This window comes from Paenibacillus sp. CH40 (assembly GCF_024213605.1).
Classification (GTDB): domain Bacteria; phylum Bacillota; class Bacilli; order Paenibacillales; family Paenibacillaceae; genus Paenibacillus; species Paenibacillus polymyxa_B.
Genome location: NZ_JANAVQ010000004.1, coordinates 167,805 through 182,516, shown reverse-complemented (window position 1 = coordinate 182,516; position 14,712 = coordinate 167,805). Strand labels below are relative to the sequence as shown.

The 14,712-nt window shown below is 44.7% G+C and carries 12 protein-coding genes; 6 read left to right on the top strand and 6 right to left on the bottom strand.

Translation table 11 applies throughout. From position 1 onward, the window contains the following. The first annotated feature begins 39 nt into the window (after positions 1 to 39). Entirely contained in the window at positions 40 to 771 is a 732-nt protein-coding gene (locus NLX73_RS14075; RefSeq protein ID WP_254326475.1) for an HAD family hydrolase, read from the top strand. A 137-nt stretch (positions 772 to 908) separates the two neighbouring features. After that, positions 909 to 1,589 carry a protein kinase family protein gene (locus NLX73_RS14070; protein ID WP_069291431.1) on the top strand — a complete coding sequence of 227 codons (681 nt, stop codon included), beginning with the start codon at positions 909 to 911 and terminating at the stop codon, positions 1,587 to 1,589. Positions 1,590 to 1,673: 84 nt separating this feature from the next. Here NLX73_RS14070 and NLX73_RS14065 read toward each other — a convergent pair whose 3' ends face one another. Then, entirely contained in the window at positions 1,674 to 3,092 is a 1,419-nt protein-coding gene (locus NLX73_RS14065) for an NAD-dependent malic enzyme (RefSeq protein ID WP_134903719.1), read from the bottom strand. Positions 3,093 to 3,364: 272 nt separating this feature from the next. Further along, positions 3,365 to 4,171 (bottom strand): adenosylmethionine decarboxylase, encoded by an 807-nt coding sequence (gene speD, locus NLX73_RS14060; RefSeq protein WP_013309324.1) that lies wholly within the window; start codon positions 4,169 to 4,171, stop codon positions 3,365 to 3,367. A gap of 694 nt (positions 4,172 to 4,865) precedes the next feature. Between speD and NLX73_RS14055 the strand changes: the two genes are divergently transcribed. Next, a complete protein-coding gene (locus NLX73_RS14055; protein WP_165176244.1) occupies positions 4,866 to 5,714 on the top strand; it encodes a hypothetical protein in 849 nt (282 codons plus the stop codon). Positions 5,715 to 5,799: 85 nt separating this feature from the next. Here the strand turns inward: NLX73_RS14055 and NLX73_RS14050 are convergent, their stop codons facing one another. Next, positions 5,800 to 6,813, bottom strand: coding sequence for an RluA family pseudouridine synthase (locus tag NLX73_RS14050; RefSeq protein ID WP_254326474.1), 1,014 nt, complete (start codon positions 6,811 to 6,813; stop codon positions 5,800 to 5,802). 223 nt (positions 6,814 to 7,036) lie between these two features. Between NLX73_RS14050 and recQ the strand changes: the two genes are divergently transcribed. The 3 genes from recQ to NLX73_RS14035 all read left to right on the top strand — a co-directional run bounded on the left by recQ (position 7,037) and on the right by NLX73_RS14035 (position 12,359). Continuing rightward, entirely contained in the window at positions 7,037 to 8,935 is a 1,899-nt protein-coding gene (recQ, locus tag NLX73_RS14045; protein ID WP_254326473.1) for a DNA helicase RecQ, read from the top strand. 56 nt (positions 8,936 to 8,991) lie between these two features. Next, positions 8,992 to 10,860 (top strand): B12-binding domain-containing radical SAM protein, encoded by a 1,869-nt coding sequence (locus NLX73_RS14040; protein WP_061829080.1) that lies wholly within the window; start codon positions 8,992 to 8,994, stop codon positions 10,858 to 10,860. Between the two features lie 185 nt (positions 10,861 to 11,045). Beyond that, the gene (locus NLX73_RS14035) at positions 11,046 to 12,359 is read left to right on the top strand and encodes an alkaline phosphatase (RefSeq protein WP_250262007.1); all 1,314 of its coding nucleotides are present in this window, start codon (positions 11,046 to 11,048) and stop codon (positions 12,357 to 12,359) included. 209 nt (positions 12,360 to 12,568) lie between these two features. On the opposite strand, the gene NLX73_RS25145 is transcribed toward NLX73_RS14035, so the two are convergent. The 3 genes from NLX73_RS25145 to NLX73_RS14025 all read right to left on the bottom strand — a co-directional run bounded on the left by NLX73_RS25145 (position 12,569) and on the right by NLX73_RS14025 (position 14,702). Beyond that, positions 12,569 to 12,658 carry a putative holin-like toxin gene (locus NLX73_RS25145; RefSeq protein WP_367988533.1) on the bottom strand — a complete coding sequence of 30 codons (90 nt, stop codon included), beginning with the start codon at positions 12,656 to 12,658 and terminating at the stop codon, positions 12,569 to 12,571. 172 nt (positions 12,659 to 12,830) lie between these two features. Then, the gene (locus NLX73_RS14030) at positions 12,831 to 13,121 is read right to left on the bottom strand and encodes a hypothetical protein (protein WP_250262006.1); all 291 of its coding nucleotides are present in this window, start codon (positions 13,119 to 13,121) and stop codon (positions 12,831 to 12,833) included. Between the two features lie 975 nt (positions 13,122 to 14,096). Beyond that, positions 14,097 to 14,702, bottom strand: a complete 606-nt coding sequence (locus NLX73_RS14025) for a DedA family protein (RefSeq protein ID WP_061829082.1) — start codon at positions 14,700 to 14,702, stop codon at positions 14,097 to 14,099. Between the last annotated feature and the right edge of the window lie 10 nt (positions 14,703 to 14,712).

Genomic DNA, 14,712 nt, shown 5'->3' with positions numbered 1-14,712 from the left:
GGAGCGTCATCCGAAGATTTAACAGAAAGAAGTGGACATATGAACTTGCAAAAGAAGGCTGTTTTTTTTGATGTAGATGATACGATGTACGATCATTTGCACCCTACACGCGATGCATTGCGTACAGTATTAGGATTGAGTGAACGTTTTCCTTATGAGAAAGCCTACCATCGTATTCGCTATTACAGCGATGTACTGTCGGCTAAAGGAGGACTATTGGAGGGGAAGGCAGGGCCGGATGAACTGGATGAGATGAGGGAAGGCCGTTTCATTCTGGCTTTACAAGAATTCGGGGTAGAAATTACCCGTGAGCAGGCAGTACATGTTCAACAAGAATACTTGGATCGTCAGTATCAAATTGAGCCTTTTGAGGGGGCTACCTCGTTAATAAATGATTTGAGCTCGGCTGGCTTTTTGGTTGGATTAATTACAAATGGTCTTGAAGAACACCAGATGAGCAAGATCAAGGCGATGGCGTTGGAAAATCATGTTGCGGTAGAGCATATCTTTGTATCTGGGACCGTTGGCTATGCCAAGCCTGATCCGCGCATCTTCGAAGTAGTGAATGAGCGGACAGGAACGTTAGCAGAGCATTGCTGCTACATTGGGGATTCCTGGCGTAATGACGTGGCGGGAGCTATAGCTGCAAATTGGCAGGTGATCTGGTTCAATCACAGGAATGCTCCCCCGGAAACTGATGTGCTGGGGGACTATAAAACAGCAGCAAGCTATGCAGAGTTAAGAAGGTTGCTGCTGCCGGACGCTCGTTAGACACGGTACATACCGTATTTTTTTAAAGAATCAACCTATTTTGAAGCCATTCCAAAAGATAACCCGTAATACTATTTATCTGTTATAGAACTAACTTCATTGGTAAAGGTTTAGAACAGAGAAGGAGGGGATCGCGCATGGTAGAACAATGGAGGCAGGCAGAAGACATCATAAGTCAAGTGACCGTATACAGTACGGAGGATAATGATCCGGTTACCATTAAAACAGCCACTCAAGACGTCCGCTGTATTGGCATCGGGACAGATGCGGCCGTATTTACGCTCGATACGTTGCCAGGCTACGCGTTCAAGGTGTACTCAGACATGGCGATCGAGAAAAAAGATGCGGAGGCCGACGTATATGAGCGTTTGCGAGGGTCTGACTTTTTTCCTCATTATTACGGAAAAGGCGACAAGTATATTGTCATAAGTTATGAATCCGGTATTACGCTGCTGGATTGTTTGCTGCAAGGAATTCCTGTGCCAGAGCAGGTCATTCTGGATGTGGAAAAGGCGAGGGAATTTGTCCGGTCCAAGGGGCTGAATCCCCGTGATATTCATCTCAAGAATGTACTTATGCAAGACGGGCGTGCCAAGGTATTGGACGTATCGGAATACGTGAAGGAAGGCGATGACAAGCGCTGGGAGCATTTGGTGTGGGCATATCATACGTTTTATTCCGGTATCTCGGAGGTTAAGGTTCCCTCATGGATTTTGGATACGATTAAAAAATGGTACTACAAGCTGGATAACTCCAACTTTAATCTCGAGGAGTTTGCTCAGCGTGCCAGCCAATTGTTCTCTAAATGGAGGTCATAACCGCTGTAAAGATAACGGATATGAAGCTTGATCTTTCGATAGCAAAAAGGATTGCACCCGCATTAGGGGAGCAATCCTTTTCTTTTATCTGAAATCCCGAGGCACTCTTCTGGCTGTACCGCTCGCAATCGCGGCTTGGATTACCTTTTCACGTACCCGTTGAACCGCACTCTCGTTAAATACACCTGGGATAATATACAACTTGTTTAGTTCTTCAGGACGGATCGTGCCTGCGATGGCCTCTGCGGCCGCCAGCTTCATCTCTTCGTTGATTTCACGGGCACGGCAGTCGAGCGCTGCTCGAAAGATGCCAGGGAAACAAAGTACATTGTTAATTTGGTTGGGATAGTCCGAACGTCCGGTGGCGATGACACCTGCAATGTCCTCGACGTCCTCTGGCGCAATTTCAGGAACCGGGTTAGCCATAGTGAACAGCACCGGGGCTTCTTTCATACGTTTCACGTCTTCTCGTTGCAGTATTCCACCTGCCGACAGACCGATAAACACGTCAGCGTCCTTCAGAACCTCGGACAGCGTGCCCGACAGCCGTTCAGGGTTGGTATGCTGTGCATACCAGTTCCACATCGGATGCTCGTATGTTTCATCAGCTGTAAGAGCCCCATGGCGGTCTACGCCAATGATGTTGACAGCCCCTGCAGATAGCAAAATTTTGGTGCAAGCCACACCCGCAGCCCCGATACCACAGACGACAATTTTGACGTCAGACAGGGCTTTACCGACAACTTTGAGCGCATTGATCAGCCCTGCGTATAAAACGACAGCTGTGCCGTGCTGATCGTCATGAAAAACAGGTATGTCCAGCTCTTTACGTAACCGCTGTTCAATCTCAAAGCATCGTGGCGATGAAATATCCTCCAGATTAATACCGCCAAAAGCTGGGGCCATTTGCTTAATGGCCTTAATGATCTCTTCGGTGTCCTGCGTATCCAGACAGATTGGAAAGGCATCGACGGAGCCGAGCTGCTTGAACAGCATGGCTTTGCCTTCCATAACCGGCATGGCTGCATAGGGACCGATGTTACCTAACCCGAGGACAGCGCTTCCGTCAGAGACGACAGCGACCGTGTTGCGCTTGATCGTCAAACGGAAAGCTTTGTCGGGTTCCTCGTGAATCGCCATGCATACGCGTGCCACATCGGGGGTATATACCCGGGATAAGTCATCGCGGTTTTGAATTGGGACTTTGGGCTGCATTTCAATTTTGCCTCCGAGGTGTAATAGGAAGGTACGATCAGAGATGGATAATACCTTAACACCTTGTGCTTTTTTAATTCGGGCAATCATACGGTCGATTTCTGCTGGATCGGCAATGGTAACTGTAATATCCCTCACAGTGACCTTCTCAGAGGTGCTAATGACGTCAATGGCAATCACATCTCCGCCATGTTCGTTTACCAGCGTAATCAATTGACCAAATTGGATGTGCCCGGTGGAAATTTCCAATCGTAAAATGATGTTTTTACCGCCAATACCGCCTTGCATACAAATTCCTCCTTTGTTTTCCATAACAAAATCATACGTAGGATCAATTGATTGCGCTTACAATTAGAAACGGATGTAAAATCCATGCTGTTATTTTAAATTAGTGGTTTCTTCCCCTATCATAGTGAACAATCTCTCGCTTGTACAGATCAAGTTGAGTAATATCTATTATTTTGTATTTAAAAAAGGACGAAAGCCCGGCTATATTCCAGTCCAAGCGATCCTCCTTTTTTCAATGAAATGATCTATTTTATTTTTACGCATTCGATCTGTTATGTCATATTTTTACCGTAGTAAATTTCGTCCATTTCGATTTTGAGACGTGTTGATATATTTTGTTGCTCTTTTTCACTCAGGCTTTCCTTGGTGTAGCCGAACAGGTAATTGTCCAGATCGAATTGTTTTAGCTTACATTTGGTATGGAAAATATTTTCCTGATACACATTCACGTCGATCATGTCATACTGACTGCGCACTTCGTCCGGAATATAGTTTTGAATGGAGGCGATATCATGGTCGATGAAAAGCTTATGTCCATTCGTATCACGTGTGAAGCCGCGCACCCGATAATCAATCGTCATAATGTCGGTGTCGAAAGAATGAGTCAAATAGTGGAGTGCCTTGAGCGGGGAGATTTCCCCACAGGTAGAGACATCAATATCTGCTCGAAACGTACTGATCCCCTCGTCTGGATGATATTCCGGGTAGGTGTGAACTGTAATGTGGCTTTTATCCAGCTGTATCACGACAGATTCAGGTAGGGGGCCGGGTGACTCGGCATAAGATTCAGTCGGTACCTCCACAATGGGTCCTTCGGATATAAGTACGGTCACGCTGGCTCCTTGAGGTACATAATCCTGCTGGGCTACGTTGAGCACGTGGGCGCCGATAATGTCAGATACATTTTTTAAAATAGCTGTCAGTCGATCTGAGTTGTATTGTTCATCAATATATTCAATATACGCCTCGCGTTCTTCTTTGGTTTTGGTGTAACAAATATCGTACATATTGAAGCTCAATGATTTGGTCAGGTTGTTAAATCCGTGTAGGGTAATCCGCTGTTCCGGTGTTATGGTCATAGGCTATTTCCCCTTATAGTCGCAGTATTCATACATAATATTCCCAACACGCCTTTTCATATACCGATTCATAAAATCAGTTCTGTAACTGTTAGATTAAAGGCTTGAACAAGTATGTCTTACCCGTTTGGCATAATTAAAAACAGGTAGGAGAGTGGCTTTGTTTTTACATGTATGGAAATTTTAATGTATATATATTTTATTTCTTACTCAGCAATTTTTAAGTAACAGGACTTATAATGTGGACTATGCATACGAAGAAGGAACTGAATGGACAGAGGAGTCGTAGTAAGACATAAGAACCGGGTTAGTAATTCATTAATTCATTAATTTAATGTGTTTCACCTTCACAATGCCGAAAGCTTAACCGAATATGATTATAGACCCAAAAAAATAGTGATTTTGTATATTGCGAAAATCGAAAAAAGCAACTTCAGCTAATAATATGCGTATAATGAAATAAACGTAAGAAGCTGAGAATTATGAAGTTAAAATGAATTTTGATAGCAAAATTCATTTTATAAACCGATCGCATGTTACTATAAGGATTTTACAAAATTCGATTCCAGTCGCTCCGAAGTGCAAGTTATAGACGAACTAAACCATTTCGATCTATATGTTGTTCATTGGAATTTGCTTATTGGATTTTTGCAAAATCCTCTACTGTAAGAAAAACGGTGGAAGGAGTATCAAGATGCTGGCTTTGTCCGATCCGGCCTGGACTCTGCTCCAAGGCCCCTACGGTTCCTCTCAATACGTCCCAGAAATGTTGAAACAGCTCCAAGCCGGATATGACGGCGAAATGGCTGACACCTTGTATTGGGAGGAACTGTATCACCAAAATACATTGTATACTTGTACATTTGCGGCTGTTCCTTACCTTGTAGACATTGCGTTAAAAAGTTCTGATATAGGGATTCGTGCAGATATTTATAACATTTGCGGAATATTCGAAGCGAAGAATAACAATCCCTTACATACCAAAGTTCCATTGGAATTTACAAGGGATCAGGTGAAAGTGGATTCTAGTGTGGCTGAATATATTTATGCGCAATATCGGTGTGCCATTGTCCGACTTGCAGAATTGACTGAAGAAATGGTGCTCTATGCGAAAGAACACGAAGGAGATGTAGGTAAACGCTATGTTCTGGCTGCGGGTGCCGCTTTTCAGGGATATCGCTGTATAGCTTATATGCTACAAAGCTTCGATACAGGTGACGAATATACACTGGATTGTCCACATTGCGGTACCCCGCTCTATATTTGGCCTGATGAACAGAATGACACCCTGGTTGTCTATGATAAGGACCCTGTAAATTCAGACAATCTGGTTCCCCACCCAATCCGCCCCCGTTCATTGGACCATAAAGGTGCTAATATACAGTGGTTACACGAATATGCCCAAAAAATTGAAGAGAACAAGCTTCTTGCTCAATTACCCTATTTAATCGGTTGGCTAGATTGTCCAGTGTGTAATACGCCCATATATATATGGGATGAGTTGATGAAAATGGCTGATGGTGTTCGGAGGTATACCGCTTAATCAATCAAAAAAAGGGTGCTGTTTTCTACAGCCCCCTCATTTCCTCTTCTATTTTCCATCTAATCTCCGTATGCTTTTCTCAATTCTATTCCCGAAACGGATTCAAAAAAGTTTTAGGAATATCGGATTCAAAACGCAGCAATACTCCGGTGACGGGATGAATAAATGACAATACCCTCGCATGTAGGCCAAGGCGCCCAATTGACTTGGATTTGGAACCGTATTTTTTATCTCCAACAATTGGATGACCGATATCCTCCATATGTACGCGGATTTGATTTTTGCGTCCGGTTTCCAAACGTACTTCCAGCAAAGAAAAATGACGATTGGCTTGAAGCAGCTTGTAATGAGTGACTGCGTGCTGTCCGTCATTCGGATAAGGACTGGAATACATTTTTAGCGTCTTGCTTTCTTTCAGCCATGAGGTGATTGTACCCTCAGCTTTTTTAACCTGTCCTTCTACAAGAGCAATGTATGTTCGTTCATACACAACATCCTTCCACGCTTTTTGCATTTCCTGCTGTATGGCTTCGCTTTTTGCAAACATCATCACTCCTGATGTATCACGATCCAAACGATGCAGTACAAAAATACGATTGTACGGATGTTCGCGCCTCACATGGGCCGTAAGCTGGCGATAGGCTGTTACTTCCTGCTCCTGCGCTGAAGCCACGGACAGCAACCCGGCATCCTTATGGATAACGATAATGGCTTCATCCTCATGCAAGATACGTAGCCCAGTCAGTGGTACGACGGGAGTTACTTTTTCCTTGGAAAGCGCGACAGTCTGACCTTGCTCCAGTGGAAAATTGTGCACGGTACGCGGAATGCCGTTGACGGACACCTGCCCACGAGCCAGTGCTGATTTAATGGAGTTACGACCCATGCCAGTCACATGCTCTACTAAAAAGCTTAACAGCTCGGCAGGCTCCTGGACGATGTATGTTTTGGCAGGGGCTTTATCAAAAGCATTCGTTCTCCGTTGAGCTTCCGGTCTATGGGAGCCAGATCTTCCGGCAGGTTTATGACTGCGTTTGGAATGGCTTGCGTTTGACGTAGATTTTGTATGATTTTTCCGTTGGGGTTTCCGATTGTTCATGGGTTCTTTCTCCTTCTTGGAACCGTGTCTCTTCATAATTATGGACAAATTTGCGGCACCGTGTTCACTATATCATGAGAAAACAGCGAACGCCATAAGGGACTAAACCAGATTGGCAGTCTTCTAGCGGTTGAACATTACCCTGAACCCCGGTAAACTAAAGGTAACGAAAGAAAAGCCGATATGCGTCAAGGACGCTAGAAATATGAGGAGTTTTGAAACTATGAGTGTACAAGCACCAACATTGGAACGGGCGCAGGACTTGCTGCAAAAATTTTATGGCTATCCCGATTTCCGGGAGGGACAAAAGAAAATTGTGGCCAGTATGCTGGAGGGCAACGATACGTTGGGCATCATGCCGACAGGGGGCGGAAAATCGATATGCTACCAGATCCCCGCGTTGTTGCATGAGGGGCTGACCATTGTCGTGTCACCGCTCATCTCGCTGATGAAGGACCAGGTGGATGCGCTGACCACAATGGGGATTGCTGCTGCCTACATCAATAGTACGTTGAGTGGTCGAGAAGTGAATGATCGCATACGAGCCGCACGGAATGGTGACTTGAAGTTACTGTATGTCGCACCGGAACGACTGGAACTGGACTGGTTTCGCGATGAAATGGCTCAGTTGCCGATTTCCTGCGTTGCGGTAGATGAGGCTCACTGCGTATCCCAGTGGGGCCATGATTTCCGTACCAGCTACCTGGCTGTGGCTCCATTCGTGGACGGGCTGTATGAACGCCCAATCGTGGCGGCGTTTACGGCAACGGCGACACCGCAGGTCATGGATGATATCGTGCGTCTGCTTCGTCTGCGCTCACCGGAGACGTTCGTTACAGGCCTTGGACGGCCCAATTTGGCGTTCAGTGTGCTGCGCGGGGAAGACAAACGCAGCTTTTTACTGAATTATACCCGTGAGCATGAGGGTGAATCGGGCATTATTTATGCGGCGACACGTAAGGACGTGGACGATTTGTACCAGCGGCTACGTGACGCAGGCATGGCGGCTGGACGCTATCATGCCGGGATGACAGATCAGGAACGTGCAGATAGTCAGGAAGGGTTTCTGTACGACGATATTCGTGTCATTGTAGCAACCAATGCCTTTGGCATGGGGATAGATAAATCGAACGTACGCTATGTCATTCACTACAACATGCCTAAAAATATGGAGGCTTACGTACAAGAGGCGGGACGCGCAGGACGTGATGGCGACCCGAGTCAATGTATTTTGCTGTTCGGACCGCAAGATATTGTGACGCAGAAGTTCCTGATTGAGCAAAATCCACAGGATGAAGACCGCAAGCGCAACGACTATCGCAAGCTCCAGCAGATGGTTGATTATTGCTACACGACTCGTTGTCTACGTACGGCACAGCTTGAGTATTTTGGAGAAGCGAAGGAGCATGAAGCTTGCGGCATATGCAGTTCATGTACAGATGAACGGGAATTGGTTGATATGACCATAGATGCGCAAAAGATTTTTTCGTGCATTCATCGCATGCGGGAACGTTATGGGGTCTCGATGGTCGCTTCGGTGTTGAAAGGATCGCGTAACAAAAAAGTGCTGCAATATGGTTTTGACAGCCTGCCAACCTATGGCGTGATGGGCAACCGGACGGAAAAAGAAATTGCCGAAATTATCAATGTTCTTGTTTCGGAAGGCTATCTAATGTTGTCCGAGGGACAATATCCGGTCGTTCGCTTGCAGCAGCTTGCGGCTGAGGTGCTGAAAGGCCAGCGAGAAGTCATGCAGCGTGTGGTGCGACATGCCACGGCTTTTGCAGGTGGAGCAGGTTCACGCGGACGACAGGGACGCGATGCATACCCGGCTGCAGTCAACGAAACCGTGTTCGAGCAATTGCGCCTGATCCGCCGCGATCTGGCCGCTCAGGAGCATGTACCGTCTTATATCATTTTCAATGATGCAACGCTGCGTGAGATGAGCGTAGCGAGCCCGCAATCCGAGGCAGACATGTTGCGGATCAAGGGTGTCGGCGAAGTGAAGTTCCGCAAGTACGGCAAGCCGTTTCTTGATTTTTTTCAAAATCAGGGGAGTATCGGGGGAACGGTAAGCGAGGACGAGATTTATGCAGACGATGTGTACGAGGATTTTGAATAGCTATACTAAGGTAAGGGGATATAACAGTTCATGCAAACTATAGAAGGTTGTGACCTATGAAAGTCATTTTATCAACGTTAAATGCAAAATATATTCATACCTCGCTGGCCATTCGATGCCTCAAAGCCTACAGTGAAAAGGACTTTGATATCGAGTTGGCGGAGTACACGATTAAGGACCCGGTGATGAACATCGTATCCGATTTGTTTCAACGCGGGGCAGATGTCATCGGCTTTTCTTGTTATATTTGGAACATTGAAGAGACGATTAAAGTCATTGATGTGTTGAAAAAGATTATGCCCGAGGTCAAAATTGTTCTGGGTGGTCCAGAGGTATCCTACGATACGGATCACTGGATGAAGCGCTTGGCGAATGTGGATTTTATCGTGGTTGGTGAAGGAGAGGAAACCTTCCATCAACTGCTGCAGGAGCTGGAAGGGGATGGAAAGTTCCATTTTGTGTATGGACTGGCTTACCGTAAGGGAGAAGAGGTTATTCAGATGCCCGGTCGCCCGAAAGCGGACTTGAACGAGCTGCCGTCGCCCTATCGTTTTGCAGAAGATATACCGGAACTTGGGAAACGGGTTGTTTATTTTGAAACGAGCCGAGGCTGTCCGTTCAGTTGCCAGTTTTGTCTGTCGAGCATCGAAGTTGGGGTGCGTTATTACGATATCGAGCGTACAAAGTCGGATATTCTGTATCTGATCGACAATGGAGCCAACCTAATTAAGTTCGTGGATCGGACGTTTAACATTAAACGCGATTATGCGCTGGAAATGTTCAAATTTTTGATTGAAAATCACCGTGGTTGTGTCTTCCAGTTTGAGATTACGGCAGATATTATGCGTCCCGAGGTGTTGGATTATTTGGCGGAAAACGCGCCGCCGGGCGTGTTTCGTTTTGAAATCGGTGTCCAATCAACGAATGATCCTACCAATGAGCTGGTTAAACGTCGCCAGAACTTTACCAAACTTTCCCGTACTGTTACCAAGGTCAAACAAAGTGGTAAAATCGACCAGCATTTGGATTTGATCGCCGGATTGCCCTTGGAGGACTACAACACATTCCGTAAAACGTTTAATGACGTTTTTGCGCTCGGCCCGGAAGAGCTTCAACTTGGCTTCCTCAAAATGCTGCGTGGCACCGGACTGCGTATCGACGCAGACAAGTATAACTATACGTATATGGATGTTGCGCCGTATGAAATGTTGAGCAATGACGTCCTTTCCTTTGCCGATATCGTCCGGCTCAAGCGCTTGGAAGATGTTTTGGAAAAATACTGGAACTCTCATCGTATGGATCATACAGTTAACTATCTGATCGAGCGCGAATTCTCGTCCGCCTTTGATTTCTTTCAGGAATTCGGAGACTACTGGGAAGGACAGGGCTGGCAAAAAATCGGGCATCAGCTCGAAGACTTGTTCACGCGTCTCCAGTCCTTTCTAGAATCGCGTGGAACAAAGCGAATGGATATGGTGCTTGGATTGATGAAGCTTGATTATTTCCTTAACCATAAATATAAGCCGCGTAAAATTTGGTGGGAGCATACCTTGGAGAAGAATGATTGGTCCAGCTATATGAAAATGGTTCTCCAGCATCCGGATGCGCTGTTGTCACCTGCGGTTACAGATTTTGTGGCAGATGCGAGCAAGGAGAGTACAGGTGGGACGGATGTAGGCAGTCAACAGCCGCAGCCATACCGCGAGATTATTCCAGCCTTTGCTTCCTTGAAGCTGAGTGAAAAAGAACTGCAAAAGCACGCTGTGCTGGATGTACTGCCGTTCAGTCTGGATCATATTCTGAGCGGAGGAAGCCCATTGACAGCCGAAGGCCGCACCCTGCTGCTTGTAGTCTATCAGCAAAATGGACAGCAAAAACCGCTCTACTACACCATGCCGATCGGCAAAAATATCGCCGCCATTTAAATAAAAACGCCAGAGGGCATCGACTTTGATATACCAAGAGTCGGTGTCTTTTTTTGTTTTATAAATAAATAGGCGCTCATTCCAAATTTTACATTCGCATAATCTATTGCTTTACGATGCTTTACAAAACAAATATATGATTACTTTATCATATATGAATATCAAATTTATTGGAGTGTGACCTTGTGAAAAAGCGTTCGATGAAAAAGAGTATCCTTGCTTTAGGTGCCATTACCGTTTTGAGTGCGCCCTTGTTATCTGCTAATATCCCTAACGCTTTTGCAGCCTCATCTAATACCAAGTCTACTACCGCACAGGTATCCAAAGGACTGAAAACTTCGTCAGCGAAAGTCGATGCTCCTAAGAATGTCATTCTTTTTATCGGCGATGGTATGGGAGAAGCAAGTCGCAACGCGATTCGCTTGGCGACGGTAGGGAAATCGGGATTACTTGAAATGGATAACATGCCTGTAACCGGCCTGGTTAGTACAAGTTCAGGGGATAACCTGGTTACGGATTCTGCCGCGGCTGCAACTGCCATTGCAACAGGTGTGAAAACGTATAACGGCGCAATCGGAATGGATTTGAATAAAAAACCAGTGACAACGATTATGGAGCTGGCTAAAAAAGCAGGCATGTCTACAGGTGTCGTGACGACAAGCCAAGTGACAGACGCAACCGGGGCCGCCTTTGGTGCGCATGTCGAAAAACGCTCCGCTCAAAGCGAGATTGCCAAGCAGTATCTGGAGAAAAGCAAGCTGGATGTTATTCTGGGCGGTGGTGAGGATTTCTGGTACCCTGCCGGAACAGTAGGCAAACATCCAGATGCTCCGGCAGAAGATCCAGAGGAAGCTAGTAAGGGAACTCAAGGAAATTTGGTAGAACAAGCGAAGAAGCTGGGTTATAGCTATGTGACGGATCAGGCAGGAATGAAAGCAGCCAAAGGTTCTAAGTTGCTAGGGCTGTTCGCCAATGAAGAGATGTTTCAAGCTCACAACAAGCTGGGTAACTCTTACAACCCAACGGTTTCTCTACCGGATATGACGGCTAAAGCGATTGATGTTCTTTCCAAAAACCAAAAAGGTTTTTTCCTGATGGTAGAAGAAGAAGGAACGGATGAGATGGCGCATGACAATGAAGGGGAGTTAACGATTAAGGCTGGGCAACAACTTGATAAGGCCGTTAAAGTAGCTAAAGAGTATGCCAAAGCGCATCCAGATACATTAGTGTTGGTGACGGCAGATCATGAAACGGGCGGTTTGGCGATTGAAGGTGAAGATGCGGAGGATGAATCCGGTGAAGGCATTTCCAAAGAGGATGGTCCTTTTACTGTAAAAGGCTCCGATGAGAAGTTTTATATCGACTGGACCACGAGTGGACATACATCTGTTGATGTGGCGTTAACCGCGATGGGACCTGGGTCTTCTCAGTTTAGCGGGAATTATCCGAATACTGCCATTCATGACAAGCTAGTAAAGTTGCTTCAATTAAAGAAGTAATATGGTGTGAAAGGAAAGCCGCCCCTTAAAAAGATTTGCCATATTGGCAATATGGTTTTTCCTGTGATAAACTAAAGCTAATAAGTATATACTGAAAAAGAGTAAGGATGCTGCCAACATCCTCACTCTTTTACAACAGCCGCTTATAAGGGCGGTGGCTGTAGGGTTGGATTAGTAAAATAGACCGCTAACCTTTTCCAGAGGGCGGTCTATTTCTTTTTGTTGAAGGAAAGAATCAAGATCACCAATGTCGCAAATTGAATCATCAACATCAATGTATCTTTAACCTCCACAGGCATCACCTCCTTTGCAGGAGACTAGCCGACCGCCCATCTAAGCCATTCTGTTGTTAGTTTATAGTATATCATATGGATAGTATTGCTAAAAAGGACGAAAATGAAAACGTCTGTTTCTAGGTGTTTTTGTTTTTTAAAAGATATATTTTTAATGTTGAAAATTATTATGTAGTTCTTAACCAGTATAGGTGTTACGTAACTCATCTAAAAATTGCATAGCATCTTTAAATCCCTGTAAATATATTTGGTTCTCCAGAATAGATTGCAGAGAGATTTGGGCATCTTCATATAAAAACAGGGTATGTTCGAGATGCTTGGGAACGGATTCACGGATTTTTTGAAAATACTGGTTGCATTCCGTGGAAAATTGGTTGTATTCTGGTATGGTTTTAGAAAGATTACTATACAATGTTTCTAATCGGTTTCTGATTATGGGTTCAATTAATATTTCTAAAGAATTAGACATGATTTGCAAACCTCCAGAGTGAAAATGTTTTAATGTGGAATGACAAAATATCATGTAAATATTGTATCATTACATAGCGATTTGGTATACCGAAAGGTGACATCATAGTGACATCAAATCAATAGGAAATTACAAGAAAAATCGAATATTTTGTGAATATCCTTGATTGGACTTAAAATTATAAGTGAAAAAGGGGAATTATATCTTTTGCAGTCGGTCATTAAGGATATAGCAAAAGATAAAATGATGAGTTTACACAATTGTTTCCTTCTATTTCTATAAAATGATCCTGGATGTTGATGATTTATTCGTGGATGAAGAATACCGAAAACGAGGGTCTCCCAACTATTATTGACCGCAGCTCAGCAACATGGCACACTGACAGGATTCAAGGGAATTGGGTATCGATAGGAAAGAATAATGTTTCAGCACAAAGAGAGTATGTAAGGAAATCAAAATATCAATGATGGGGGATTTTACCATTATGAGCTGATCCTATAGCTCTGTCCTGTCATGTGAGGAAATAAAGTCTATATAAGCTGAACTAAAAAATGTACATGGAAAACGGAGTAGACGGAATGGTGCTGTACAAGCGAAGCGGTCGCTTTAAAAGCTTTCCGTAGGAAAGCTCACTTCGGAAGCATCACCTCCCCGAATTTCTACCGATGAAGACTTTATTTCAGAAATCCGGGGGCGGTGGCGATGGGAAGCACCATCCGTCTGCGTAGTGGCACGACAGGTAACTTTTAAATTCACTTATTTAATTATCCAAGCAATAAAAACACGCAATTACATAAAATCGATTATAATGAGGTAAGAATAATTAAGGAGCCGTGCTCTGACACGGCCCCAGCATACAACAACTGCATAAAGAGCAGTCGGCCATCAGGTGGTCGAGAGTAGACCGTTTACTTTAGTGAGGGCGGTCTATTTCTTTTTCATGTAGGTAATGAACATGCCGAATATACTTAACCTTTATTCCTCCGTTGTTTTCTTCCCCCATACAAATTTCATTATAAAAAATATAATTGTCAGCATGATGAGAAGCAATGCCATCTGCAAGCCATAACGATGGATTAGTTCTCCTACTGCTTGTACATGATCGCCAAAGATACGTCCGAGCAGAAAGAAGATCAGCGTCCAGATCAAACCTGTTGAATAAGAGAAGAGGGCATAGCGCTTGAAGCTCATTTTATTGATTCCGACAATATAAGGAATAATGTGACGGACGATCGGCAGCAAATAACTGATGCAAATAGTGAAGTTTCCATACTTATGTATCAATTTTTCCGAAAACGTAATGTACTTGTCCATTTTTTTCTTCCGGCGTAAACGTTCTAGAATCGGTGTGCCCACGGTTCTCCCCAATACATAACCTAAGGACAAGCCTGATACAACCCCAAGATATACAATTAAAAAAGCGGGTAACGGGTGAAGTATGCCCATGCCTGTTACAGCCCCGCCAGTCATTACGATGACTTCATCCGGGATGGGCAGACCCACAATCCCCAGCCATAGAGAAAAGAATAATGCTGCATAGCCGTATTGTTCGATGATGGAAATTAAATATTCCACGTCCATACCCGTACTC

Bases quoted from the DNA above. Each gene is read 5' to 3' on its own strand.
- NLX73_RS14075 (WP_254326475.1), top strand. From the start codon at position 40: ATGAACTTGCAAAAGAAGGCTGTTTTTTTTGATGTAGATGATACGATG.
- NLX73_RS14070 (WP_069291431.1), top strand. From the start codon at position 909: ATGGTAGAACAATGGAGGCAGGCAGAAGACATCATAAGTCAAGTGACC.
- NLX73_RS14065 (WP_134903719.1), bottom strand. From the start codon at position 3,092: ATGCAAGGCGGTATTGGCGGTAAAAACATCATTTTACGATTGGAAATT.
- speD (WP_013309324.1), bottom strand. From the start codon at position 4,171: ATGACCATAACACCGGAACAGCGGATTACCCTACACGGATTTAACAAC.
- NLX73_RS14055 (WP_165176244.1), top strand. From the start codon at position 4,866: ATGCTGGCTTTGTCCGATCCGGCCTGGACTCTGCTCCAAGGCCCCTAC.
- NLX73_RS14050 (WP_254326474.1), bottom strand. From the start codon at position 6,813: ATGAACAATCGGAAACCCCAACGGAAAAATCATACAAAATCTACGTCA.
- recQ (WP_254326473.1), top strand. From the start codon at position 7,037: ATGAGTGTACAAGCACCAACATTGGAACGGGCGCAGGACTTGCTGCAA.
- NLX73_RS14040 (WP_061829080.1), top strand. From the start codon at position 8,992: ATGAAAGTCATTTTATCAACGTTAAATGCAAAATATATTCATACCTCG.
- NLX73_RS25145 (WP_367988533.1), bottom strand. From the start codon at position 12,658: ATGCCTGTGGAGGTTAAAGATACATTGATGTTGATGATTCAATTTGCG.
- NLX73_RS14030 (WP_250262006.1), bottom strand. From the start codon at position 13,121: ATGTCTAATTCTTTAGAAATATTAATTGAACCCATAATCAGAAACCGA.
- NLX73_RS14025 (WP_061829082.1), bottom strand. From the start codon at position 14,702: ATGGACGTGGAATATTTAATTTCCATCATCGAACAATACGGCTATGCA.